The sequence below is a fragment of the Streptomyces sp. BYX5S genome (assembly GCF_054724165.1).
The window spans coordinates 6,503,437-6,526,167 of record NZ_CM138829.1 but is presented as its reverse complement, the minus strand read 5'-3'; the positions used below and the strand labels follow the sequence as shown (position 1 = coordinate 6,526,167).

The window sequence follows — 22,731 nt, the reverse complement described above, 5'->3', positions numbered from 1 at the left end:
CCGTGTTTCAAGCCAAGAGGCGTTCCGTGGCCGCCCTGGCTCGGGCCTTGCCTTGGAGCAGGGCTCAGATCTTCGTCCAGGCCTCCATGAGGACCTGGCGGATGATGCCCTCGATCTCGTCGAAGGTGGCCTGGTCGGAGACGAGCGGCGGGGAGAGCTGGATGACCGGGTCGCCACGGTCGTCGGCGCGGCAGTACAGGCCGTACTCGAAGAGCTTCTTGGAGACGAAGCCGTAGAGCACGCGCTCCGACTCCTCGTCCGTGAAGGTCTCCTTGGTGGCCTTGTCCTTCACGAGCTCGATGCCGTAGAAGAACCCGTTGCCGCGGACGTCGCCGACGATCGGCAGGTCGTTCAGCTTCTGGAGCGTGTTGAGGAAGTTCGCCTCGTTGTCCAGCACGTGCTGGTTGAGGCCCTCGCGCTCGAAGATGTCGAGGTTGGCGAGACCGACGGCCGCGGAGACCGGGTGGCCACCGAACGTGTAGCCGTGCAGGAACGTGTTGTCGCCCTTGTAGAACGGCTCGGCGATGCGGTCCGAGACGATCGCGGCGCCGATCGGGGAGTAGCCCGAGGTCATGCCCTTGGCGCAGGTGATGATGTCCGGGACGTAGCCGAACTTGTCACAGGCGAACATCGTGCCGAGGCGGCCGAAGGCGCAGATGACCTCGTCGGAGACGAGCAGCACGTCGTACTGGTCGCAGATCTCGCGCACGCGCTGGAAGTAGCCGGGCGGCGGCGGGAAGCAGCCGCCGGCGTTCTGCACCGGCTCCAGGAAGACGGCCGCGACCGTCTCCGGGCCCTCGAAGAGGATCTGCTGCTCGATCTGGTCGGCGGCCCAGCGGCCGAAGGCCTCCGGGTCGTCGCCGTGGATCGGGGCGCGGTAGATGTTCGTGTTCGGCACCTTGTGCGCGCCCGGAACGAGCGGCTCGAAGGGGGCCTTGAGGGCGGGCAGACCGGTGATGGACAGGGCGCCCTGCGGGGTGCCGTGGTAGGCGACCGCGCGCGAGATGACCTTGTACTTGAGGTTGTTGCCCTTGAGCTTGTGGTACTGCTTCGCCAGCTTCCACGCGGTCTCGACGGCCTCGCCGCCACCGGTGGTGAAGAAGACCTTGTTGAGGTCGCCCGGAGCGTAGTGGGCCAGGCGCTCGGCCAGTTCCACGGCCTTGGGGTGGGCGTACGACCAGATCGGGAAGAAGGCCAGCTCGGCGGCCTGCTTCGCGGCGACCTCGGCCAGCTCCTGCCGACCGTGACCGGCCTGGACCACGAACAGGCCGGAGAGGCCGTCCAGGTACTTCTGGCCCTTGTCGTCGTAGATGTAGGTGCCCTCGCCACGCACGATGGTGGGAACGGGCGCGTTCTCGTACGACGACATGCGCGTGAAGTGCATCCACAGGTGGTCGTACGCGGTTCGGCTGAGGTCCTTGCTCACGGCTATCGGGTTCCCCACATATAGGTCTGCTTCTTGAGCTTCAAGTAGACGAAGCTCTCGGTGGAGCGCACTCCGGGGATGGCCCGGATGCGTCGGTTGATGACCTCCAGAAGGTGGTCGTCGTCCTCGCAGACGATCTCCACCATCAGGTCGAACGAGCCCGCGGTCATCACGACGTACTCGCACTCCGACATGGCCGTCAGCGCGTCCGCCACGGGATCCAGGTCACCCTCGACGTTGATGCCGACCATCGCCTGCCGTCTGAAGCCCACGGTGAGCGGGTCGGTGACGGCGACGATCTGCATCACGCCCTGATCGAGCAGTTTCTGGACGCGCTGGCGCACGGCCGCCTCGGAGAGGCCCACGGCCTTTCCGATGGCGGCGTACGGGCGCCTGCCGTCTTCTTGGAGCTGTTCGATGATGGCGAGGGAGACGGAGTCGAGCGGCGGGTTGCTGCCGTTCCTCGAACTGGGTCCCTTGGGGTCTGCGCTGCGACTGGCCACGGCCTCACTGTGCACGAGGACTCGACAGTTCCGCAACCCTGGATCGATGAAATTCGTTGTCTACGGGCCTCATCATCACTGATTCCGTAGTTCACGGGGGGTGGGGGGTGTCGAAAACGTCGGTCTTCCGACTAGGGTGGGTGTCTCAAGCTTTGGACAGCGAACAGGTAGGAGGGCCGGCAGTGAGCACGAGTGAGCTGCGTCGTCTGCGTAACTACATCGACGGTGAGTTCCGGGACGCCGCCGACGGACGGACCACCGAAGTGGTCAACCCCGCCACGGGCGAGGCGTACGCGACCGCGCCGCTGTCCGGGCAGGCCGACATCGACGCCGCCATGGCCGCGGCCGAGGCCGCGTTCCCGGCCTGGCGCGACCTGGTGCCCGGCGAGCGCCAGCGGTACATCCTCAAGATCGCGGACGCCTTCGAGGAGCGCGCCGAGGAGCTCATCGCGGCCGAGGTGGAGAACACGGGCAAGCCCATCGGGCTCACCCGCTCGGAAGAGATCCCGCCGATGGTGGACCAGATCCGCTTCTTCGCGGGCGCCGCGCGCATGCTGGAAGGCCGCGCCACCGGCGAGTACATGGAGGGCCTCACCTCCATGATCCGCCGCGAGCCGATCGGCGTCTGCGCGCAGGTCGCGCCGTGGAACTACCCGATGATGATGGGCGTGTGGAAGTTCGCCCCGGCCCTCGCCGCGGGCAACACGGTCGTCCTCAAGCCCTCGGACACCACCCCCGCGTCCACGGTCCTGATGGCCGAGATCATCGGCTCGATCGTCCCCAAGGGCGTCTTCAACGTGGTGTGCGGCGACCGCGACACCGGCCGCATGATGGTCGAGCACAAGACCCCGGCGATGGCCTCCATCACCGGCTCCGTGCGCGCCGGCATGCAGGTCGCCGAGTCCGCGTCCAAGGACCTCAAGCGCGTCCACCTGGAGCTCGGCGGCAAGGCCCCCGTCGTCGTCTTCGAGGACACCGACATCGCCAAGGCCGTCGAGGAGATCTCCACGGCGGGCTTCTTCAACGCCGGGCAGGACTGTACGGCCGCGACCCGCGTCCTCGTCCAGGAGGGCATCCACGACGAGTTCGTGACCGCGCTCGCCAAGGCCGCCGCCGACATCAAGACCGGCATGCCGGACGACGAGGACGTGCTCTACGGCCCGCTCAACAACCCCAACCAGCTGAAGCAGGTCTCCGGCTTCATCGACCGCCTCCCGGCGCACGCCAAGGTCGAGGCCGGCGGCCACCGCGTCGGCGAGACGGGCTACTTCTACGCGCCGACCGTCGTCTCCGGCCTGAAGCAGGACGACGAGATCATCCAGAACGAGGTGTTCGGCCCGGTCATCACCGTCCAGTCCTTCACGGACGAGGAGCAGGCCGTCGCCTACGCGAACGGCGTCGAGTACGCCCTCGCCTCCTCCGTCTGGACGAAGGACCACGGCCGCGCGATGCGGATGTCCAAGGTCCTCGACTTCGGCTGCGTGTGGATCAACACGCACATCCCGCTGGTCGCCGAGATGCCGCACGGCGGCTTCAAGAAGTCCGGCTACGGCAAGGACCTGTCGTCGTACGGATTCGACGACTACACGCGGATCAAGCACGTCATGACGTCGCTGGACGCGTGAACCTCACCTACGGCGAGGTCGGCGCGACCCTGACGGAGGGCGGACTTCCGTCGGGGTACGGCCACGTGGACCGCCGCGTCCGGATCGGCTCGGGGCAGGAGTGCTTCGAGCGGGCCGGGGCGGCGGTTCTCGCGTGGGGCGCCCAGCGCGGCGCCGGGATGAAGGTGATGCCCGGCGACGACGCCCGGGAGGGCGCGGACGTGCGGCTGCGGTTCCTGTGGCTGCGGATCCCCTGCCGGGTGGTGCGCGTCGTACGGGACGCGTCGCGCATCGGCTTCGCCTACGGAACGCTGCCCGGCCACCCGGAGTGCGGCGAGGAGGCGTTCCTCGTCGAACGCGACGCGGACGACGCGGTGTGGTTCCGCGTACGGGCGTTCTCGCGGCCGGGGCGGTGGTACGCGCGGTGGGGCGGGCCGGTGGCGCGGGGCGTGCAGAAGTGGATGACCGGGCGGTACCTGCGGGCCATCGCGGGGTGACGCGGGGGGCGGCGTGGCCGCGCGGGGGCGTGCGGTTGTGCGCGAGCGTGAGGGTGTGCGTGAGCGGGCGGTCGTGCGCGGGCGGGCGGTCGTGCGCGGGCGGGCCCTCGGCCCCCTCCGCCGGCTCCCGCCCGCGCACGGCTCCCCCTCCGTCGGGTCAGGCGGTGCGGGCGTAGTGGCCCGCCCCGGTCACCGGTTGCTTGTGCCATGTGCCGTCGCCCGGACGCTTCGGCGGCGTCGGCGGCCGTTCGCCGTCCGGGAACGGGTGGCCGTGCTTCGGGAAGGACACGCCCGCCTCCTCCAGCGGGCCCTTGCAGGCCTTGAACGCCTTCCGGAAGGCGGCGGAGTCCAGGGCGGGCGCCTTGCCCCCGCGCACCCGCATCATGACCGTGAACGAGACGCCGCCGTCGCCGTCCTTCGCGGCGTGGAACGACGGAAACGTCTTCTGGCCGTGCTCGCGCATGCACGCCGCGAACGCGTCGTTGGCCTCGTTGAGGTCGTCCGGCGCCTCGTCGGTGGGCTGGTAACCGATGGCCGGTCCGCCGCTCCTCGGCGGCTTCGGCGGCGTGTCGCCTCCGGTGGCCGCGGCCTGGGTCGCGGTGACCGCGCCCAGGGCGACGGCCGAGATCAGCGCGCCGGCCGCGAGGACGCGGTGGCGGCGGTGGAGCGTGGGTGTACGCATGCGGGTTCCTCCTGATGGGCGGCTGGTTTCGCGCAACTCACTTCACCGGTACGGCGGTTACGGCACGGGAACGCCCGCCCTTATCCCCGCGTAACCGGGCCGCCGCCACACTGACGCCATGCGTGTGCTGGTGGTCGAGGACCACGAAGAGCTCGCCGAGACCGTCGCCGCGGGGCTGCGCCGCCAGGGCATGGCCGTCGACGTGGCGCTCGACGGGGACACCGCGCTGGAGCGGGTCACCGTGCACGGCTACGACGTCGTCGTGCTCGACCGCGATCTGCCGGGCGTCCACGGCGATCAGGTGTGCCGGGTGCTCGCGGCGGGCCAGGGGCGCGAGCGGGTCCTGATGCTCACCGCGTCCGGCGCCGTCGCCGACCGGGTCGCCGGGCTCGGCATGGGCGCCGACGACTACCTGCCCAAACCGTTCGCGTTCACCGAACTCGTCGCGCGCGTACGGGCGTTGGGGCGGCGTGCGACGCCCGCGCTGCCGCCCGTCCTGGTCCACGGGGACCTCCGGCTCGACCCGGGGCGCCGCGAGGCCGTCCGCTCCGGTCGGCAACTCCCGCTCAGCCCGAAGGAGTTCGCCGTCCTGGAGCTGCTGCTCGCGGCGCGCGGCACCGTCGTCTCCGCGGAGGAACTGCTGGAGCGGGCCTGGGACGAGGCCGCCGACCCGTTCACCCAGACCGTGAAGGTGACCGTCAGCAGGCTGCGCCGCAAGCTCGGCGACCCGCCGCTCATCGAGACGGTCGACCGGGCCGGGTACCGGGTGTGAGCGGCGCCCGCCCGGCCGGGAGGCTGCCCGGCGGCGGCAGCGTCCGATGGCGGCTCACGCTGCTCTACAGCGGCCTCTTCGTGCTCGCGGGCGGCGTACTCCTCGCCTTCGTGTACGCGTTGGTGGCCCGGACGCCGGACTGGTCCCGGGTGCGCTCCGGGGTGCGGTCCACCGACGCGGTCGTCCCGCCGCACGTCGACGGCCCCGCCCTGCGGGCCGTCGTCGAGCAGAGCCTCGAAGCACAGCGCGAAGGGCAGCTGCACCGGCTGCTCATCGAGTCGGGCATCGCCCTCGGCCTCATGGCGCTCGCCTCACTCGTGCTGGGCTGGCTGGTCGCCGGGCGGGTCCTCGCCCCGCTGCGCACCATGACCCACAAGGTGCGCCGGATCTCCGCCGACGACCTGCACCAGCGGCTCGCGGTGGGCGGCCCGCGCGACGAACTGGGGGACCTGGCCGACACGTTCGACGCCCTGCTCGCTCGACTGGAGGGAGCCTTCGAGGCGCAGAAGAGGTTCGTCGCCAACGCCTCCCACGAACTGCGTACCCCGATCACGTTCCAGCAGGCCGTCGTCGACGTGGCGCTCGACGACCCCGACGCGACCGCACAGGCGCTGCGCGCCGCCTGCCGCCGCGTGCGCACGGCGGCCGAGGAACAGGAGCGGATCATCGAGGCGCTCCTGATGCTCGCGCGCAGCCAACGCGGCCTGGAGACACGGGAGTACGTGGATCTCGCCGACGTCGTACGGGACGTGCTGGCGTCGGCCGGCGGGGGAGTGCCCGTGCGCGCCGCCCTCGACCGGGCGCCGCTGCTCGGGGACCGGCGCCTGGTCGAACGCCTCGTCGGCAACCTGGTCGACAACGCCGTGCAGCACAACTCCACTGATCGGCACGGACGTTGGGTGGCCGTGTCCACGCAGTGGCGCGACGGGCTCGCCACGCTCCACGTCCACAACAGCGGCCCGCACGTCCCCGCCGACCAGGTCGACTCGCTCTTCGAACCGTTCCGCAGGCTCGGCGCCGAACGCACCCGGCGCCGCGAGGGCCTCGGCCTCGGCCTGTCGATCGTCGCCGCCGTGGCGCGGGCCCACGGCGGGCATGTACGGGCCCGGCCCGGCGGGACGGACGGCGGGCTGAGCGTCGAGGTCGGCTTCCCCGGCGCCCACGCCTCGTCGCGGCACTCGACGCGGTAGGCCCCGTCGCCGCGCGTCCGCACACCGTGCGGGGTGTGGCCGCGCCGCCCCGGGACGTGGGCCGGCCGGTGAACATCGACAGGGTGTCGGGCGGGGGCCGGGCCGCTCGACGCAGCGTCCATTGAGGGCCCAAGGAGCCTGCGGGCAAGCTGAGTTCGTGCGATCGAACTCCATGACCCCCCATGTCACCCGCCGCTCCCTGTTGCGCGCCCTCGGCGGCGGCGCCACGGCCACGGCCCTCGGCGCCCTCGCCACCGGCTGCGGGGTGCCCGCCGCGTACGTCGCGGAGGGGGACCGCGGCGCCAAGGACCTGTCCGCCGACGACAAGCGGCTGACCTGGGCGAACTGGCCGCTCTACATCGACGTGGACGATGCGAACCCGTCCCGGCGGCCGACCCTCGACGCCTTCGAGGAACGGACCGGGATCCAGGTCAAGTACACCGAGGAGATCAACGACAACGACGAGTTCTTCGGGAAGATCAGCCCCTCCCTGATGAACCACCAGAAGACCGACCGCGATCTCATCGTCATCTCCGACTGGATGTGCTCGCGCTTCGTACGCCTCGGCTGGGTCCAGGAGATGGACCGGGCGCACCAGCCGAACGTCACCCGGTACCTCGACCCGCTGCTGCGTTCACCCGCCTTCGACCCCGGCCGCAAGTACACCGTGCCGTGGCAGTCCGGCATCACCGGCATCGCGTACGACAAGCGGCGCCTCGGCCGCGAGCTCCAGCACGTCTCGGACCTCTGGGCGGACGACCTGAAGGGGCGCGTCACCCTGCTCTCCGGCCTCGACGAGTCCTTCGCGCTCCTCATGCAGGGCAACGGCGTCGACATCACCCGGTGGACCGCCGACGACTTCGACCAGGTCTGCGAGCAGGTCGAGAAGCTCGTGCGGGCGAAGCACATCCGCCGCTTCACCGGCAACGACTACATCAAGGACCTGGCCGGCGGGGACGTCCTCGCCTGCCAGGCGTACAGCGGCGACATCATCCAACTCCAGGCCGACAACCCGGACATCGAGTTCGTCGTCCCCGAGGAGGGCGCGGAACTCTGGGCCGAGTCCCTGATGATCCCCAACCTCGCCGACCACAAGGCCAACGCCGAGCGCCTGATCGACTACTACTACCGGCCGGAGGTCGCCGCGGAGCTCGCCGCGTGGGTCAACTACGTGTGCCCGGTGCCCGCGGCGCGCGATGTGCTCGCCTCGTCCAAGGACAAGGAGACGGCCGCGCTCGCCGAGGACCCGCTGATCTTCCCCGACGACCGGATGCGCTCCCGGCTCGCGATAGCCCGGGACATCAAGCCGGCGGAGCGTACGGAGTTCTCGAAGCGGTGGAACAGGATCGCGGGGCTGTGAGCCGCCGGGGTGCCGCTCAAGTCGTACGCGGGTGTGTGGGCGGTCAACACCACCGCGCCGACGCTGCGGGACACCTTCACCGACCCGGACGGCGACAAGGTCAACGGCACCTTCCAGGTCCGCACCAACGCCTTCGACGGCACCCACTACCTTGGCGGGCCTCGGGGATTCGCCTCCACCTTCCGCATGTTGGACATGGACGGCTGCTGGGTCGACATCGACGGGTTCCAGGACTGCGACAGCAGCGCTGACGTGATCAAGTGCGCTCAGCGATCGTGACGCGTGAACCGTAAGGAGTGACAGGCGAGTGCGGGGTCCGTGTGAGCGGGCCCCGCACTCGCCTGTCGGACCCGCTCACACGGGCCGCCACCCGTCCTGGAGACGGCTCTTCACGAGGTCCGGTGCCTCGGCGTCGACCCAGCCCAGACCGTCGCCGGAGGGGGAGCGCAGCGGTGTCTCGCCCTCCGTCACCCGGCATGCCGTCCCGGTCGCCAACGCCCGTGCGGCATCGGCGAGATACTCGGCGACCGTGCACCCGGAAGGATCCAGCGTGCCCGCGTCCGTCCATGTGCCCAGGGTCCCCTCCGCATCGATCCACATCCCGGACATGTCGGAGTCGGTCACCTGGGACAGGAACGGGACGTGGCGGCGCGGATCGGCGGGGTCCGCGTACATGCTCACGTGCTCGGCCAGCTCAACGACCCGTTCGAGCGGGAGCCAGGCGAGCCCGCCGGGAAGAAAGCACACGGCATTCTGATAGCGCCAGAAAGGGTCGGCCGGATCCGCTGGAACGTCCTGCGGGTAGTCGGCGAAGTGCTCCGGCTCGTGCACTCCGTCATGAAGGAGGTACAACGCGCGTACCCCCGTGGGGAGGGCGGTCCCCAACTCGTCCTCGACGGCCGCGATCTCGTTCTCGGACGCGGGCGGACGGAGCATGCTGTGGGACAGCGGTGCCACGCGCGCGAGTTCGGTCTGGAACCGCTCCCAGGCCGACCTCGTATCTTCTGCGTTCATGATCGGCCACCCTATGAAAAGGAAAACCGAGATGAAGGCCGAACGGTGAGCGCGGGCTCCCCGGCCGTCACGAGCCCCATGGACTGCCGGGAATTCGCCGCATAAGGACGGGGCGATACGGAAAGAGTGCGCGGGCATCCTCGACGAGCACGGGCGGCTGATCCGCTGAGCGCGACCGTGTTGCCGCCGCTGGGAAGTGAACCCTCCTGCGGTACGGAGCGTGTCCTGTTGTGGAGAATACGTGAACGCGAACCGCTCATCGTCCACCGCCAGCCACCGACGGAGGAACACCATGGCCGACTCCGCGCACCTCCCCTCCCGCCGCACCGTCCTCACCGCGACCGCCGCGGTCGCCCTCGCCACAGCCGTGCAGGGCGGCAGTGCGGAGGCCGCCGCCTGGCCCACCGAGTTCCCGCTGCCGAACGGGTTCCAGCCCGAGGGCATCGCCGTCGGGCGCGCCCCGTACGCGTACATGGGCTCCCGCGTCGACGGCCGGATCTTCCGCGTCGACCTGCGCACCGGGCGCGGCGGCGTGCTGTGGCCGGGCGCCGCCGGGCTCGTCTCGCTCGGCATGAAGGTCGACCACGACGGGCTCCTGTACGTGGCCGGGGGCCCCGGAGGCGTCGCCAGGATCATCGACACCCGCACCGGAGCGCTCCTCGCCACCCACCGATTCACCGAGCCGAGCGGCCACTTCATCAATGACGTCGTCCTGACCCGGGCCGGTGCCTGGTTCACCGACTCGCGCGACAGCAACCTGTACCTCCTCAACGGCGACGCCGTACGCGGGCTCCCCCTGAGTGGCGACTGGGAACTCGTCCCCGACGCCACCAACGCCAACGGCCTCGTCCCCACCGCCGACGGCCGCGACCTGATCGTGGTCAACTCCGTCCAGGGACGCCTCTACCGCGTGGACACGAAGACGGGGCACGCCGCGCTCGTCGAACTGGTGGGCCTGCCCGACGTCGTCAACGGGGACGGGCTGGTGCGCATCGGCTCCCTCCTGTACGTGGTCCAGAACCGGCTCAACCGGATCGCGGTGCTGCGCCTCGACAAGCGGGAGACGAAGGCCACCCTCGTCCGCTTCCTCACCGACCCCCGCTTCGACGTCCCCTCCACCGCAGCCCGCCACGGCGACCGCCTCTACCTGGTCAACGCCCGCTTCACGACGCCGCCGACGCCGGAGACGACGTACAACGGGGTTGCCGTGAAGCTGAGTTGAGGATGCGGAGGCCGTTCTAGAGTGGGGCCATGGGTGACGAGGGTTCGGTCGGGGCGGCGGTGACGCTGGGGCTGTTCGCCGCGTGGGCGGTGCACGACACGGAGGAGGTGCTCGCCGCGCCCCGCTGGCTGCGGCGGCATCTGCCGGAGCTGCGCGAGCGGTGGCCCCAGGTGCCCGAGCGGGTGTGGCGGTCCCTGGAGGGCGTCGACGAGCGGGAGTTCCGTGCCGCCGTCGGCGTGATGGCCGGGATCGTCGGAGCGGGCGCCCTCGCCGGATGGGCGAGCGGCGGCCGCTCCGCGACGTATCAGGCGATGCTCGACGGCTTCGGCCTGCACGGCCTCGTGCACCTGGCGCAGGCCGCCGCCGTCCGCGGCTACACCCCGGGCGTGGCCACGACGCCCACCCTCGTCGTGCCGTTCGCCCTGTGGGCGCGCCACCGGCTGCGCCGCGCCGGGGTGCTGCGGCCGACCCGGGGCCGGGACCTCGCCGCCGGCCTGCTGTGGGCGGGGCGGCGACGGCGGTGTCGCACGGGGTGGCGCGGCGGCTGGTCGGGAAGCCGGGAAGCGACGTCAGGAAGCGTTCCTGACGGACGCCGCGATGATGCGCTCGGCGACGGGGTTCATCTCCTCGCCCTTCGCGTCCGTGGCGTTGACCGAGTAGACGACCGTGCGGGACAGGTCGCGGGTGGCGGCGACGCCCGTGCCGTAGCCGTAGCGGGAGCCGGACTTCCCCCAGTACACCTGGCCGTTCAGCTCGATCCGTTGCAGGCCCGCGCTGTACGTGGCGTCCTTGACGCGGGCCGGGGTCCTGAACATCTCCTTCAGCTGCGGGGCGGGCAGGATCCGGCCCTGGAAGAGGGCGGTGATCAGGCGTTCCAGGTCGGCGGTCGTCGAGATCATGTCGCCCGCCGCCGCACGGTCCGCCTGCACCCACTCGGTGACGTCCACGAACGCGCCGTCCACCAGCTGGTAGCCGCGGTTGTGCGGGCCCTGGATACGGGGGTCGGTGCCGGGGAACGACGTGTCGCGCATGCCCGCCGGGCGCAGGACCAGCTCCTGCGCCGCCTGTGCGTAGGAGCGGCCCGTGACCTTCTCCAGCAGGAGGCCAAGCAGCGTGTAGTTGATGTTCAGGTACTGCTGACGGGTGCCCGGCGCGAACGCGGGGCCCTTGGCGAGCGCCGACGTCATGACCTCGGTGGGCGTGATGACGTCGAAGCGGTGCGCGTACTGGTCCTCGAACGCGTTGCCCCAGCCGTCACCGGGCTGGATGCCGCTGGTGTGGTTGAGCAACTGCCGTACGGAGATGGGGTGTTTGAAGGGCGTGTCGTGGAAGAGGGCGGGGAGGTAGTGCTGGACGGGGCGGTTCAGGTCCAGCCTTCGTTCGGCGGCCAGGCGCAGGACCGCCGCCGCTGTCACCACCTTTGTCGTCGAACCCGCCCGGAACCGCGCGTTCTCCAGGGCCTTCTCCCGCGTCCGCAGATCCCGTACGCCCGCGGTCCCGTGCCAGGAGCCGCCGGTGCCGCCGATCCGGACGAGGGCGGCGGTGGCGTCGTCGTCCGGCAGCCCGGTGAGGGCGGCGGTGAGGGCCTGGGCGTCGGGGGCGGGGGCCGCGTTGGATGTCACCGGGGCCGGGTGGGCCTGGGCCGCCGGTGCGGCCGCGGCCACGGTGCCGAGGGCGAGTGCGAGGGCGGTGGGCAGGGCCAGGGTGAGGGCGGAACGACGCTTCAAGGGGGCCTCCTGGTGCGGAAGTCGACCCGAGTGGGCCGACGTCGACCATCCTCGGTCGCGCGTCGGCCGGGCGGCTCGTCCCACCGAACGAGTCCGACCCCGGGCCGTGCCCCGGGCGCCCCCCTAGGGGGCGTTCGTCAGCGGTCGTCCGGGCGCAGGGACGTCAGGACGTCGATGCGGTTCGTCGTGATGGAGTCCACGCCGAGGTCGAGGAGGCGGCGCATCGAGCGGCGGGTGTCCGGGGTCCACACCGACAGGAGGTAGCCGTCGCGGTGCACCCGGGCCGCCAGCTCCCGGTTCACCAGCGTGAAGCGGTAGTTGAGCCAGCGCGGGGTGAGCGCCGCGAGCACGGCCGGGCGGGGCGGGGCCAGCGAGGTCCAGGTGAGGGCGAGTTCGGCGGTGGGGGACGCGGAGCGCACCATCAGCATCGTCTGGGCGCCCGCGCAGTAGTAGACGCGTTCGGTGGCGTCGCAGTCGGAGACGGTGCCGAGGGTCGCGCGGACGGAGCGGGGTGTCGCGCCCGGGAGGTCGATCATGACGCGGGTGTCGCGGCATGTCTCCAGGGCGTCCGCCAGGGTCGGTACGCCGTCCTCCGTCAGGCTGCGGACCTCGTCGTAGGAGAGGGCGGAGAGGGGGCGGTCGTGCTCCCACAGTCGGTCGAGGGTGGCGTCGTGGAGGAGGACCGGGGTGCCGTCCCTGGTCAGGCGGACGTCGAACTCGACCGCGTCCGCGCCCCGGTCCAGCGCGGAGCGCAGGGACGGGAGGGTGTTCTCGCGGACGCGGTAGGGGTCGCCTCGGTGGGCGACGGCGGTCACGGGGTGCATGGCCACCATTGTGGCCGGTGGCCGGGTGGGTGGGTGTCACCCACCCGGTGAGCGCTCGCGGGGCTCCGCCCCGGACCCCGCTCCTCAATCGCCGGAGGGGCTTGATTGTGCCGGGCCTTGCTCCTTGGCCGCCGGACGGGCTTGATTGTGCCGGGCCCTGCTCCTTGGCCGCCGGAGAGGCTCTAGCTGAGCCAGTTGGTCGTGTACGTGTCGATCTCCGTCGCGATGCGCGCCTTGCCCGCGGCGTCGAGGAAGGACGCCTGGACGGAGGCCTTGGCCAGGTCGGCGATGCCGCGGGCATCGAGGTCGAGGAGGCGGGCGGCCACCGCGTACTCGGTGTTGAGGTCCGTGGAGAACATCGGCGGGTCGTCCGAGCTGATCGTGACCGGCACACCCGCCTCGACGAACTTCCGCAGCGGGTGCTCGTCGAGCGTGCGGACCGCGCGCGTCGCGATGTTCGACGTCGGGCACACCTCCAGCGGAATCCCGTGCTCGGCCAGGTGCGCGAGGAGCTTCGGGTCGTCCGCGGACGACGTGCCGTGGCCGATGCGCTCGGCGCCCAGATAGGTGAGCGCGTCCCACACCGTCTCCGGCCCCGTCGTCTCGCCCGCATGCGGCACCGACCGCAGGCCCGCCGCGCGCGCCCGGTCGAAGTACGGCTTGAACTGCGGGCGCGGCACGCCCACTTCGGGCCCGCCGAGCCCGAACGACACCAGGCCCTCCGGCCGCAGCGCGTCGTCCGTGGCCAGCCGCACCGTCTCCTCCGCCGACTCCAGGCCCGCCTCGCCGGGGATGTCGAAGCACCACCGCAGCACCGTGCCGAACTCGGCCTCCGCCGACTTGCGGGCGTCCTCGATGGCGTCCATGAACCCGCGCGCGTCGATGCCACGACGGGTCGAGGAGAACGGGGTGATGGTCAGCTCCGCGTACCGCACGTTCTGCCGGGCCATGTCGCGGGCGATCTCGTACGTGAGGAGGCGGACGTCCTCCGGCGTGCGGATCAGGTCGACCACGGACAGGTACACCTGGATGAAGTGCGCGAAGTCCGTGAACGTGAAGAAGTCGGCCAGCGCCTCGGGGTCGGTCGGGACCGTGGAGTCGGGGTGCCGGGCGGCGAGCGCGGAGACGATCCTCGGGGAGGCGGAGCCCACGTGATGGACGTGCAGTTCGGCTTTCGGCAGTCCGGCGATGAAGGTCTGCAGGCTCTGGCTCACGGGTTCCTCCCCAGGAACGTGGGTGATCGGCTGATCGGGGTCCTCGTCATCGTATGCGGGCGGCCCGCGCGCCCGGCGTGCTGCCTAGGGCCCTTCTGACGGATCTTGCTGGAGTCGCGGGGCCTGGCACGCACATCTGCTGCGTTGTCGTCGGTTGCCAACTCCCCCACCCTCGAACCAGGCTCCGCCAAGCTCGGGCGGGAGGTACCCCCTCGCGTTGTCGCCCTTCTCGGGAGGTCCCATTACCCCGCTCGCGGAGCCGAACGACGCGGCCTCCCGGGCCCAGCCTGATCCGTCAGAAGGGCCCTAGCATGACCGGATGAGCGAGCCCGACCCGCGGCGCACCCCGCCGGCGCCCTCCGCGTACGGGTACGTCAACCCGTACGCGGCGCCCGACGCGCCCGTGCCGCCACCGCCCGTGGGGCCGGAGGGGCGACCGGGTGCGCTGTCGCGTCCGGCGTACGGACACGCGTACGGACACGCGTACGGGCACGCGTACGGGGACGAGTGCGGCGCCGCCGGGGCCCGCGTTCCGTCCCGAAGAGGGTTCGGCTGTGGGCTCGTGCTGGGCGCGCTGCTCCTCCTGCTGCTCCTCGGGATCGCGGTCGCCCTCCTGAGGTAGGCCCCTCAGCCCGCTCAGCCCGCTGCGCGCAGCCGCTCCCGCGCCGCCATCAGCGCGAACCCCAGCAGATTCGCCCCCCGCCACCGCCGCGGATCCTGCGCCGCCGCGTCGTCCGCCGCCAGGCCGATGCCCCACACCCGGTCCATCGGGCTCGCCTCCACCAGCACCCGGTCACCCGTGCCGACGAGGAACTCCCGCAGTCCCGGATCCGAGGCGAACTTGTGGACGCTGCCCTCGACGACCACGCCGAACCGCGCCCGCTCCCACACCGCGTCGTCGAAGCCGCGGACCAGGCGGCCCGCCTTCTTGGCCTCCGACGGGTGTCCGGCCGCGATCGCGCGGCGCTCCGCCTCCGCGTCCCCGAACAGGCGGGCCTTCTCCGCCATCATCCAGTGCTCCGCCGTCGCGTACTCCACGCCGTCCACCGTGAACGGCGACGGCCACCACTGGCTGAGACAGCTCGCTCCGATCGTCCCGTCCTTGCGCGGCGTGTGTCCCCAGAAGTGCAGGTACTTGACCCTTTTCGCCGTCTCGTCCCCCGTCTCCAGAGCCGCCACCAGCGATTCCCTGCTGTCGATCTCCATACACGGGAGTCTGGCACCCACCACTGACAATCCGTCCTGGGTTTTCCAGGCGGACTCGACACCTGGTCGACAGATTCCGTCGCGTAACCAAAAGGCAACAACGGAATCACTTGTTGGAGTACTGGTCCTCTGTCAGGATCGGCACTCAAATCGAGCTGGAGCTACGGCTGGAGCTACGTCGGTGCCCTCGGGACGAGGACCGGCGCAGAGAAGCGAGAGCGAGCACTCATGCACCACCCCACCTCGGATCACCCCACCTCGGCCAAGAACGTCGCCGCCTCGGCACAGGAACGCTTCGCCGACGGCGCCAACTTCGTCGGCGGCCGCCTCGTCAAGGGCACATCCGGCCGCACCCACGCCGTCGTCGACCCGGCCACCGGCCAGGAGGTCTTCCGTTACGAGCTGGCGGGCACCGCCGACGTGGACGCCGCCGTCGCCGCCGCCCGCGCCGCCTTCCCCGGCTGGTCGGGCGCGACGCCCGGCGAGCGGTCCGACGCCATGCACCGGTTCGCGGCCGTGCTCGGCGAGAAGGCCGAGGAGTTCGCCCTGCTGGAGACGTTGCAGTGCGGCAAGCCGCTCAAGCTGAGCCGCGAGTTCGACGTGCCGGGGTCGATCGACAACGCCGCGTTCTTCGCCGGCGCCGCCCGCCACCTCCAGGGGCAGTCCGCGGGCGAGTACAGCGGCGACCACACCTCCTACGTACGCCGGGAGCCCATCGGCGTCGTCGGCTCCATCGCGCCCTGGAACTACCCGCTCCAGATGGCCGCCTGGAAGGTGCTCCCCGCCATCGCCGCGGGCAACACGATCGTCCTGAAGCCCGCCGAGCTGACCCCGTTCACCTCGCTGCTCTTCGCGCAGGCCGCCACCGAGGCCGGTCTCCCGGACGGTGTCGTCAACGTCGTCACCGGGGCGGGCAAGGACGTCGGCGAGCACCTCGTCGGCCACCCGGACGTCGCCATGACCTCCTTCACCGGCTCCACGGGCGTCGGGAAGCGGGTCGCCGAGATCGCCACCGCCACCGTCAAGCGGCTCCACCTGGAGCTGGGCGGCAAGGCGCCCTTCGTCGTGTTCGACGACGCCGACCTCGACGCCGCCGTGCACGGCGCGGTCGCGGGCGCCCTCATCAACACCGGGCAGGACTGCACCGCCGCCACGCGCGCGTACGTGCAACGTCCGCTCTACGACGCCTTCGTGGAGCGGACGGCCGCCCTCATGGAGACCGTCCGGCTCGGCGACCCGTTCGCCGCGGACACCGACCTCGGTCCGCTCATCTCGCACGCGCAGCGCGACCGCGTCGCCGCCTTCGTCGACCGGGCGCGCGGCTACGCGCGCGTGGTGACCGGCGGCGAGGCCCCCGGCGGCGACCTCGCCGACGGCGCGTACTACCGGCCGACCCTCATCGCCGACGCCGCGCAGGACAGCGAGGCGGTGCAGTCCGAGATCTTCGGCCCCGTGCTGGTCGTGCTGCCCTTCGACAGCGACGACGAGGGCATCGCGCTCGCCAACGACACCCCCTACGGGCTCGCGGCCTCCGCCTGGTCCACCAACGTGTTCCGCGCCAACCGCGCGACGCGCGAGATCAAGGCGGGCTGCGTGTGGGTCAACGACCACATCCCGATCCTCAGCGAGATGCCGCACGGCGGATACAAGGCGTCCGGCTTCGGCAAGGACATGTCCGCCTACTCCTTCGAGGAGTACACGCAGATCAAGCACGTCATGTTCGACAACACCGCGGTGGTGCGCAAGGACTGGCACCGCACGATCTTCGGGGACCGATAGTCACTGAGGCCGTACCGACCGACGGCCGCCAACCTCCCGAAAGGGCAACCACGCGCATGGAGCAGTACGAGCCCGACCGTTTGTCCCCGGCCCAACTGGCCGCCATGCACCGCAGCTTCAGGAACGGCAGGGCAGCGATGTCCCGCCGGACCCTGATGCGGGCCTCGGCCGGCGGCGCGCTCGCCGTCGGCGGGCTCGGCGCCCTCACCGGCTGCGGCATCCCCGCCGCGAGCAAGTCCTCGGGCGGCATCTCGTCCGAGGACCACTCGGCCAAGGAGAAGACGATCAACTTCTCCAACTGGACCGAGTACATCGACATGAGCGACGACGAGAAGCACCGGCCGTCGCTGGAGGCGTTCACCAAACGCACCGGGATCAAGGTCAAGTACACCGAGGACATCAACGACAACGTCGAGTTCTTCGGGAAGATCAAGCCGCAGCTCGCGGCGGGCCAGGACACCGGCCGCGACATCATCGTCCTCACCGACTGGCTCGCCGCGCGGCTCATCCGCTACGGCTGGGTGCAGAAGCTCGACCCGGCCAACCTGCCGCACGCGTACACCAACCTGGCCACCCAGTTCCGCAACCCCGACTGGGACCCGGGCCGCTCCTACTCCTACCCCTGGCAGGGCATCGCGACGGTCATCGCGTACAACACCAAGGCCACCGGCGGCAAGGAGATCACCTCGGTCTCGCAGCTGCTCGACGACCCCAGGCTCAAGGGCAAGGTCGGGCTGCTCTCCGAGATGCGCGACACGATCGGCATGACCCTGATCGACATGGGCAAGGACCCGCGCACCTTCAAGGCCGACGACTTCGACGCGGCGGTCGCGCGCCTGCAGAAGGCCGTCGACAGCAAGCAGGTGCGCCGCTTCACCGGCAACGACTACATTTCCGACCTCTCCAAGGGCGACCTCGCGGCGTGCCTCGCCTGGGCCGGTGACGTCGTCCAGCTCCAGGCGGACAACCCGGACGTCAAGTTCGCGATCCCGGACGCCGGTTACATCTCGTCGACCGACAACATGCTGGTCCCGAACAAGGCACGTCACAAGGCGAACGCCGAGAAGCTCATGGACTACTACTACGAGCCGAAGGTCGGCGCGGAGCTCGCGGCGTGGATCAACTACGTCTCGCCGCTGGAGACCGGCATCGTCAAGCCCGAACTCGCCAAGATCGACAAGGATGTCGCGAGTGACCCGCTGATCGTCCCCGACAAGGAGATGTCGGCCAAGGCACACGGCTTCCGCTCGCTGACCGCCAAGGAAGAAACGGCGTTCGAGCAGAAGTTCGCCCAGCTCACCGGCGGCTGAGCCGACTCACGCCCGCGCGCCCCGACCGTCCCACCCTCCTTGACTCCTTGGACTCACCATGACGACTCCTCCCCAGAGCGACCACGGCGGCGACGTCCGTCTCAGCGGGATCAGCAAGACGTACGACAACGGCTTCACCGCCGTACGACCGCTCGACCTCACCGTGCCCCAGGGGTCCTTCTTCGCCCTGCTCGGCGCCTCCGGCTGCGGGAAGACCACGACCCTGCGCATGATCGCGGGCCTGGAGGACCCGACCACGGGCACGGTCCACCTCGGCGACCAGGACGTCACGAACCTGCCGCCCTACAAGCGGCCCGTGAACACCGTCTTCCAGTCGTACGCGCTCTTCCCGCACCTCGACATCTACGAGAACGTCGCCTTCGGCCTGCGCCGCCGCGGTATCAAGTCGGTGAAGAAGCAGGTCGAGGAGATGCTCGACCTGGTGCAGCTCGGCGAGCACAAGCGCAAGAAGCCGCACCAGCTCTCCGGCGGCCAGCAGCAGCGCGTCGCCGTCGCCCGCGCCCTGATCAACCACCCCAAGGTGCTGCTCCTCGACGAGCCGCTCGGCGCCCTCGACCTCAAACTGCGCCGCCAGATGCAGCTGGAGCTCAAGCGCATCCAGACCGAGGTCGGCATCACGTTCGTGCACGTCACGCACGACCAGGAGGAGGCCATGACGATGGCCGACACCGTCGCCGTGATGAACGCGGGCCGCGTCGAACAACTCGGCGCCCCCACCGACCTGTACGAGAACCCGGGCTCGACGTTCGTCGCGAACTTCCTCGGCACCTCGAACTTCATCGAGGCCGAGATCGCGGGCCGGGCCGGCGACGACCTCACCCTCAAGGCGGGCGACGGCAAGCTCGTCCTGCCCACCGCCCGCAACTCCGCGGCCACCACCGCCACCGGCGACAAGCTCCTCCTCGGGGTGCGCCCCGAGAAGATCTCGCTCACGCACGCCGACGACGCGGGCGAGATCCCCGAGGGCCGCAACCGGATCACCGGCCGCATCGCCGACTCCTCGTTCATCGGCGTCTCCACGCAGTACGTCGTCGACAGCCCGCTGTGCGACTCCTTCGAGGTCTACGCGCAGAACATCGAGCGCGACAGCCGCCTCGCCCCCGGCGCCGAGGTCGTCCTGCACTGGAACCCCGCGCACAGCTTCGGTCTCGACGCCGCCCAGGATGTCGACGCGGGCGCGGCCAAGGTCTCGGAGGACGCCGCCGCATGAGCACGACACTCTCCGACGCGCCCCCGGTGGCGCCCACGCCCGAGGAAAAGCCACGCAGGCCCCGCAAGCGCGGCCGCCTCGTCCCGTACTGGCTGCTGCTCCCCGGCATCCTGTGGCTCGTCGTCTTCTTCGCGCTGCCGATGGTCTACCAGGCCTCGACCTCCGTACAGCAGGGTTCGCTGGAGGACGGCTTCAAGGTCACCTGGCACTTCGCGACGTACTGGGACGCGCTGTCCGAGTACTACCCGCAGTTCCTGCGCTCGGTCCTGTACGCGGGCCTCGCCACGGTCCTGTGCCTGCTGCTCGGCTATCCGCTCGCGTACCTCATCGCGTTCCGCGCGGGTCGCTGGCGCAACGTCATCATGATCCTGGTGATCGCCCCGTTCTTCACGAGCTTCCTGATCCGTACGCTCGCGTGGAAGACGATCCTCGCCGACGGCGGCCCGGTCGTCGGCGCGCTCAACTCGCTGCACGTCCTGGACGTCACGAGCTGGATCGGCATGACCGACGGCAGCAGGGTGCTGGCCACGCCGCTCGCGGTGGTGTGCGGACTCACGTACAACTTCCTGCCGTTCATGATCCTGCCGCTGTACACCTCCCTGGAGCGGATCGACGGCCGGCTGCACGAGGCCGCGGGCGACCTGTACGCGGCCCCGTTCACCACCTTCCGCAAGGTGACCTTCCCGCTGTCGATGCCGGGTGTCGTCTCCGGAACGCTGCTGACCTTCATCCCCGCGACCGGTGACTACGTGAACGCCGATCTGCTCGGCTCCACCGACACCCGCATGGTCGGAAACGTCATCCAGACGCAGTTCCTGCGGATTCTCGACTATCCGACGGCGGCGGCGCTCTCCTTCATCCTCATGGCGGCCATTCTCTTCATGGTCACCTTCTACATCCGTCGCTCCGGGACGGAGGACCTCGTCTGATGCGCTGGCTGCGAAAGAATCTCGTGGTGATTGCGGGCCTGCTCACGCTCGGCTATCTCCTGCTCCCGAACATCGTCGTCACGGTCTTCTCCTTCAACAAACCGAAGGGCCGCTTCAATTACGAGTGGCAGGAATTCTCGACGGACGCCTGGAAGAATCCGTGCGGCGTCGCCGACATGTGCGGCTCGCTCTCGCTGAGCCTCCAGATCGCCCTGTGGGCCACGATCGGCGCGACCGCCCTCGGCACGATGATCGCCTTCGCGCTCGTCCGCTACCGGTTCCGGGCGCGCGGCGCGATCAACTCGCTGATCTTCCTGCCGATGGCCATGCCGGAGGTCGTGATGGCGGCCTCGCTGCTCACGCTCTTCCTCAACATGGGTGCTCAGCTGGGCTTCTGGACGATCCTGATCGCCCACATCATGTTCTGCCTCAGCTTCGTGGTGACCGCGGTGAAGGCGCGCGTGATGTCGATGGACCCGCGCTTGGAGCAGGCGGCGCAGGACCTGTACGCGGGCCCCTTCCAGACCTTCGTACGCGTCACGCTGCCGATCGCCGCGCCCGGTATCGCGGCCGGCGCGCTGCTCGCCTTCGCGCTCTCCTTCGACGATTTCATCATCACGAATTTCAACGCGGGCTCGACTGTCACCTTCCCCATGTTCGTATGGGGTTCGGCGCAGCGCGGTACGCCCGTTCAGATCAATGTCATAGGTACGGCCATGTTCCTGGTCGCCGTACTGTGTGTGCTTGCCGGAATGACCATCGGCAAGCGAAAGAACAAGGTCGCCTGACCTTGCCGAGTTTCTGAGGGAGTTGGAATCATGGCCGCACGCGCCATGAATCGCTGGACGAATTCACTCGCCGACGCCAAGCCGGTCGCCTACTGGCTGGACGACCCCGGCAGGCCGGAGCCCCGCCCCGCGCTCACCGGCGACGAGCGCTGCGACCTGCTGGTCGTCGGCGGCGGCTACAGCGGGCTGTGGACCGCGCTGCTCGCCAAGGAGCGCGACCCCGGCCGGGACGTCGTCCTCGTCGAGGGCAAGGAGATCGGCTGGGCCGCCTCCGGACGCAACGGCGGATTCTGCGCCGCCTCCCTCACGCACGGCACGGCCAACGGGCTCGCCCGCTGGCCGAAGGAGATCAAGAAGCTGGAGGAGCTGGGCGCCGCCAACCTCGACGCCATCGAGGCGGCGGTCGCCCGCTACTCCATCGACTGCGACTTCGAGCGCAGCGGCGAGCTGGACGTGGCGACGCAGCCGCACCAGGTCACCGAACTGCGCGCGTTCCACGAGGAGTTGACCGAGGCGGGGCTCGCGGACGGCATCGAGTTCCTCGACGCGGACCAGACCCGCGAACAGGTGGCCTCGCCCACCTTCCTCGGCGCGCTGCACGACCGGCGCGGCGTCGCCCTGCTCCACCCGGCGAAGCTGGCGTGGGGCCTCAAGCGGGCCTGCCTCGACCTCGGTGTCCGCGTCTACGAGCACACCCCGGCCACCGAACTCGCCTCGGGCGGCACCGGGCTCGCGGTCCGCACCCCGTACGGCCGGATCTTCGCCCGGCAGGCCGCGCTCGGCACCAACGTCTTCCCGTCCCTGGTCAAGCGCACCCGCGCGTTCACCGTCCCGGTGTACGACTACGCGCTGATGACGGAGACACTGAGCGCGGACCAGCTGGCCGCGGTCGGCTGGAAGAACCGGCAGGGCCTCGGCGACTCGGCCAACCAGTTCCACTACTTCCGGCTCTCCGCGGACAACCGGATCCTGTGGGGCGGCTACGACGCGATCTACCCGTACGGCGGCCGGGTGCGGGCCGAGCACGACGACCGGCCCGAGACGTACGCGAAGCTCGCCGAGCACTTCTTCACATGCTTCCCGCAGCTGGAGGGCCTGCGCTTCACGCACGCCTGGGGTGGCGCCATCGACACCTGCTCCCGCTTCTCCGCGTTCTTCGGCACGGCGCACGCGGGACGGGTGGCGTACGCCGCCGGGTACACCGGCCTCGGCGTCGGCGCGACGCGGTTCGGCGCCGACGTGATGCTCGACCTGCTGTCGGGCGAGCCGACGGAGCGCACGGAGCTGGAGATGGTCCGCAAGAAGCCCCTCCCGTTCCCCCCGGAGCCCTTCGCCGCCACCGGCATCGCCCTCACCAAGTGGTCCCTGGCCCGCGCCGACGCCAACGGCGGCCGCCGCAACCTGTGGCTGAGGACCATGGACGCGGTGGGCCTCGGCTTCGACAGCTGAGCCG

General features: G+C 70.5%; 22 protein-coding genes and 1 pseudogene. 15 read left to right on the top strand and 8 right to left on the bottom strand.

From position 1 onward, the window contains the following. Positions 1-64: 64 nt before the first annotated feature. Together ACYBSK_RS29330 and ACYBSK_RS29325 are read right to left on the bottom strand one after the other, a co-directional pair. A complete protein-coding gene (locus ACYBSK_RS29330) occupies positions 65-1,444 on the bottom strand; it encodes an aspartate aminotransferase family protein (RefSeq protein WP_460243937.1) in 1,380 nt (459 codons plus the stop codon). Next, positions 1,429-1,944 (bottom strand): Lrp/AsnC family transcriptional regulator, encoded by a 516-nt coding sequence (locus ACYBSK_RS29325; RefSeq protein WP_306318694.1) that lies wholly within the window; start codon positions 1,942-1,944, stop codon positions 1,429-1,431. Before ACYBSK_RS29325 ends, ACYBSK_RS29330 begins: the two co-directional genes overlap by 16 nt. Positions 1,945-2,111: 167 nt before the next feature. Between ACYBSK_RS29325 and ACYBSK_RS29320 the strand changes: the two genes are divergently transcribed. Beyond that, complete coding sequence (locus tag ACYBSK_RS29320; RefSeq protein ID WP_457480264.1) at positions 2,112-3,554, top strand: gamma-aminobutyraldehyde dehydrogenase; 1,443 nt, start codon at positions 2,112-2,114, stop codon at positions 3,552-3,554. Beyond that, positions 3,551-4,030: a DUF1990 family protein gene (locus tag ACYBSK_RS29315; protein ID WP_457480263.1), complete on the top strand. Its 480-nt coding sequence runs from the start codon at positions 3,551-3,553 to the stop codon at positions 4,028-4,030. Before ACYBSK_RS29320 ends, ACYBSK_RS29315 begins: the two co-directional genes overlap by 4 nt. Before the next feature lie 157 nt (positions 4,031-4,187). On the opposite strand, the gene ACYBSK_RS29310 is transcribed toward ACYBSK_RS29315, so the two are convergent. Next, positions 4,188-4,712 (bottom strand): hypothetical protein, encoded by a 525-nt coding sequence (locus ACYBSK_RS29310; RefSeq protein ID WP_460243936.1) that lies wholly within the window; start codon positions 4,710-4,712, stop codon positions 4,188-4,190. 118 nt (positions 4,713-4,830) lie between these two features. On the opposite strand from ACYBSK_RS29310, the gene ACYBSK_RS29305 reads away from it, so the two are divergent. From ACYBSK_RS29305 to ACYBSK_RS29290, 4 genes are all read left to right on the top strand, one after another. Then, positions 4,831-5,484, top strand: coding sequence for a response regulator transcription factor (locus ACYBSK_RS29305; protein ID WP_457480261.1), 654 nt, complete (start codon positions 4,831-4,833; stop codon positions 5,482-5,484). Continuing rightward, entirely contained in the window at positions 5,481-6,674 is a 1,194-nt protein-coding gene (locus ACYBSK_RS29300) for a sensor histidine kinase (RefSeq protein WP_460243935.1), read from the top strand. Before ACYBSK_RS29305 ends, ACYBSK_RS29300 begins: the two co-directional genes overlap by 4 nt. Before the next feature lie 172 nt (positions 6,675-6,846). Next, positions 6,847-8,034, top strand: a complete 1,188-nt coding sequence (locus ACYBSK_RS29295; RefSeq protein WP_460243934.1) for a polyamine ABC transporter substrate-binding protein — start codon at positions 6,847-6,849, stop codon at positions 8,032-8,034. 9 nt (positions 8,035-8,043) lie between these two features. Then, positions 8,044-8,313, top strand: coding sequence for a hypothetical protein (locus ACYBSK_RS29290; protein ID WP_460243933.1), 270 nt, complete (start codon positions 8,044-8,046; stop codon positions 8,311-8,313). 75 nt (positions 8,314-8,388) lie between these two features. Here the strand turns inward: ACYBSK_RS29290 and ACYBSK_RS29285 are convergent, their stop codons facing one another. Next, positions 8,389-9,048, bottom strand: coding sequence for an SMI1/KNR4 family protein (locus ACYBSK_RS29285; protein ID WP_460243931.1), 660 nt, complete (start codon positions 9,046-9,048; stop codon positions 8,389-8,391). A gap of 292 nt (positions 9,049-9,340) precedes the next feature. Between ACYBSK_RS29285 and ACYBSK_RS29280 the strand changes: the two genes are divergently transcribed. Next, a complete protein-coding gene (locus tag ACYBSK_RS29280; RefSeq protein WP_460243930.1) occupies positions 9,341-10,270 on the top strand; it encodes an SMP-30/gluconolactonase/LRE family protein in 930 nt (309 codons plus the stop codon). A gap of 29 nt (positions 10,271-10,299) precedes the next feature. Next, positions 10,300-10,856: pseudogene (locus ACYBSK_RS29275) on the top strand (HXXEE domain-containing protein). Here the strand turns inward: ACYBSK_RS29275 and ACYBSK_RS29270 are convergent. The 3 genes from ACYBSK_RS29270 to ACYBSK_RS29260 all read right to left on the bottom strand — a co-directional run bounded on the left by ACYBSK_RS29270 (position 10,840) and on the right by ACYBSK_RS29260 (position 14,062). Next, on the bottom strand, positions 10,840-11,997 hold the full coding sequence (locus ACYBSK_RS29270) for a serine hydrolase domain-containing protein (protein WP_460243929.1): 1,158 nt from the start codon (positions 11,995-11,997) through the stop codon (positions 10,840-10,842). The pseudogene ACYBSK_RS29275 and the gene ACYBSK_RS29270 sit on opposite strands and share 17 nt — an antisense overlap. 137 nt (positions 11,998-12,134) lie before the next feature. Beyond that, the gene (locus ACYBSK_RS29265) at positions 12,135-12,821 is read right to left on the bottom strand and encodes a glycerophosphodiester phosphodiesterase (RefSeq protein ID WP_460243928.1); all 687 of its coding nucleotides are present in this window, start codon (positions 12,819-12,821) and stop codon (positions 12,135-12,137) included. Positions 12,822-13,003: 182 nt separating this feature from the next. Continuing rightward, positions 13,004-14,062: an adenosine deaminase gene (locus tag ACYBSK_RS29260; protein ID WP_460247122.1), complete on the bottom strand. Its 1,059-nt coding sequence runs from the start codon at positions 14,060-14,062 to the stop codon at positions 13,004-13,006. A gap of 292 nt (positions 14,063-14,354) precedes the next feature. Between ACYBSK_RS29260 and ACYBSK_RS29255 the strand changes: the two genes are divergently transcribed. Beyond that, the gene (locus tag ACYBSK_RS29255) at positions 14,355-14,657 is read left to right on the top strand and encodes a hypothetical protein (RefSeq protein ID WP_460243927.1); all 303 of its coding nucleotides are present in this window, start codon (positions 14,355-14,357) and stop codon (positions 14,655-14,657) included. A 14-nt stretch (positions 14,658-14,671) separates the two neighbouring features. Here the strand turns inward: ACYBSK_RS29255 and ACYBSK_RS29250 are convergent, their stop codons facing one another. Then, complete coding sequence (locus tag ACYBSK_RS29250; protein WP_460243926.1) at positions 14,672-15,241, bottom strand: NADAR family protein; 570 nt, start codon at positions 15,239-15,241, stop codon at positions 14,672-14,674. A gap of 228 nt (positions 15,242-15,469) precedes the next feature. Between ACYBSK_RS29250 and ACYBSK_RS29245 the strand changes: the two genes are divergently transcribed. From ACYBSK_RS29245 to ACYBSK_RS29220, 6 genes are read left to right on the top strand one after another with little or no spacing between them, the layout of a single operon-like run. Further along, entirely contained in the window at positions 15,470-17,020 is a 1,551-nt protein-coding gene (locus tag ACYBSK_RS29245) for a gamma-aminobutyraldehyde dehydrogenase (protein WP_460243925.1), read from the top strand. 56 nt (positions 17,021-17,076) lie between these two features. Continuing rightward, positions 17,077-18,330 carry a polyamine ABC transporter substrate-binding protein gene (locus ACYBSK_RS29240; RefSeq protein ID WP_460243924.1) on the top strand — a complete coding sequence of 418 codons (1,254 nt, stop codon included), beginning with the start codon at positions 17,077-17,079 and terminating at the stop codon, positions 18,328-18,330. A 58-nt stretch (positions 18,331-18,388) separates the two neighbouring features. Beyond that, positions 18,389-19,561 (top strand): ABC transporter ATP-binding protein, encoded by a 1,173-nt coding sequence (locus tag ACYBSK_RS29235; RefSeq protein WP_457480248.1) that lies wholly within the window; start codon positions 18,389-18,391, stop codon positions 19,559-19,561. Beyond that, positions 19,558-20,490 (top strand): ABC transporter permease, encoded by a 933-nt coding sequence (locus tag ACYBSK_RS29230; protein WP_457480247.1) that lies wholly within the window; start codon positions 19,558-19,560, stop codon positions 20,488-20,490. Before ACYBSK_RS29235 ends, ACYBSK_RS29230 begins: the two co-directional genes overlap by 4 nt. Then, positions 20,490-21,278 carry an ABC transporter permease gene (locus tag ACYBSK_RS29225; RefSeq protein ID WP_457480246.1) on the top strand — a complete coding sequence of 263 codons (789 nt, stop codon included), beginning with the start codon at positions 20,490-20,492 and terminating at the stop codon, positions 21,276-21,278. The genes ACYBSK_RS29230 and ACYBSK_RS29225 overlap by 1 nt, the downstream gene beginning before the upstream one ends. 30 nt (positions 21,279-21,308) lie before the next feature. Continuing rightward, on the top strand, positions 21,309-22,727 hold the full coding sequence (locus ACYBSK_RS29220; RefSeq protein ID WP_460243923.1) for an NAD(P)/FAD-dependent oxidoreductase: 1,419 nt from the start codon (positions 21,309-21,311) through the stop codon (positions 22,725-22,727). The last annotated feature ends 4 nt before the right edge of the window (positions 22,728-22,731 follow it).

What these genes read in the sequence shown, in the direction of transcription:
- ACYBSK_RS29235 (WP_457480248.1), top strand. Translation starts at nt 18,389, where the DNA reads ATGACGACTCCTCCCCAGAGCGACCACGGCGGCGACGTCCGTCTCAGC.
- ACYBSK_RS29305 (WP_457480261.1), top strand. Translation starts at nt 4,831, where the DNA reads ATGCGTGTGCTGGTGGTCGAGGACCACGAAGAGCTCGCCGAGACCGTC.
- ACYBSK_RS29240 (WP_460243924.1), top strand. Translation starts at nt 17,077, where the DNA reads ATGGAGCAGTACGAGCCCGACCGTTTGTCCCCGGCCCAACTGGCCGCC.
- ACYBSK_RS29295 (WP_460243934.1), top strand. Translation starts at nt 6,847, where the DNA reads ATGACCCCCCATGTCACCCGCCGCTCCCTGTTGCGCGCCCTCGGCGGC.
- ACYBSK_RS29220 (WP_460243923.1), top strand. Translation starts at nt 21,309, where the DNA reads ATGGCCGCACGCGCCATGAATCGCTGGACGAATTCACTCGCCGACGCC.
- ACYBSK_RS29255 (WP_460243927.1), top strand. Translation starts at nt 14,355, where the DNA reads ATGAGCGAGCCCGACCCGCGGCGCACCCCGCCGGCGCCCTCCGCGTAC.
- ACYBSK_RS29225 (WP_457480246.1), top strand. Translation starts at nt 20,490, where the DNA reads ATGCGCTGGCTGCGAAAGAATCTCGTGGTGATTGCGGGCCTGCTCACG.
- ACYBSK_RS29280 (WP_460243930.1), top strand. Translation starts at nt 9,341, where the DNA reads ATGGCCGACTCCGCGCACCTCCCCTCCCGCCGCACCGTCCTCACCGCG.
- ACYBSK_RS29230 (WP_457480247.1), top strand. Translation starts at nt 19,558, where the DNA reads ATGAGCACGACACTCTCCGACGCGCCCCCGGTGGCGCCCACGCCCGAG.
- ACYBSK_RS29285 (WP_460243931.1), bottom strand. Translation starts at nt 9,048, where the DNA reads ATGAACGCAGAAGATACGAGGTCGGCCTGGGAGCGGTTCCAGACCGAA.
- ACYBSK_RS29245 (WP_460243925.1), top strand. Translation starts at nt 15,470, where the DNA reads ATGCACCACCCCACCTCGGATCACCCCACCTCGGCCAAGAACGTCGCC.
- ACYBSK_RS29310 (WP_460243936.1), bottom strand. Translation starts at nt 4,712, where the DNA reads ATGCGTACACCCACGCTCCACCGCCGCCACCGCGTCCTCGCGGCCGGC.
- ACYBSK_RS29250 (WP_460243926.1), bottom strand. Translation starts at nt 15,241, where the DNA reads ATGGAGATCGACAGCAGGGAATCGCTGGTGGCGGCTCTGGAGACGGGG.
- ACYBSK_RS29265 (WP_460243928.1), bottom strand. Translation starts at nt 12,821, where the DNA reads ATGCACCCCGTGACCGCCGTCGCCCACCGAGGCGACCCCTACCGCGTC.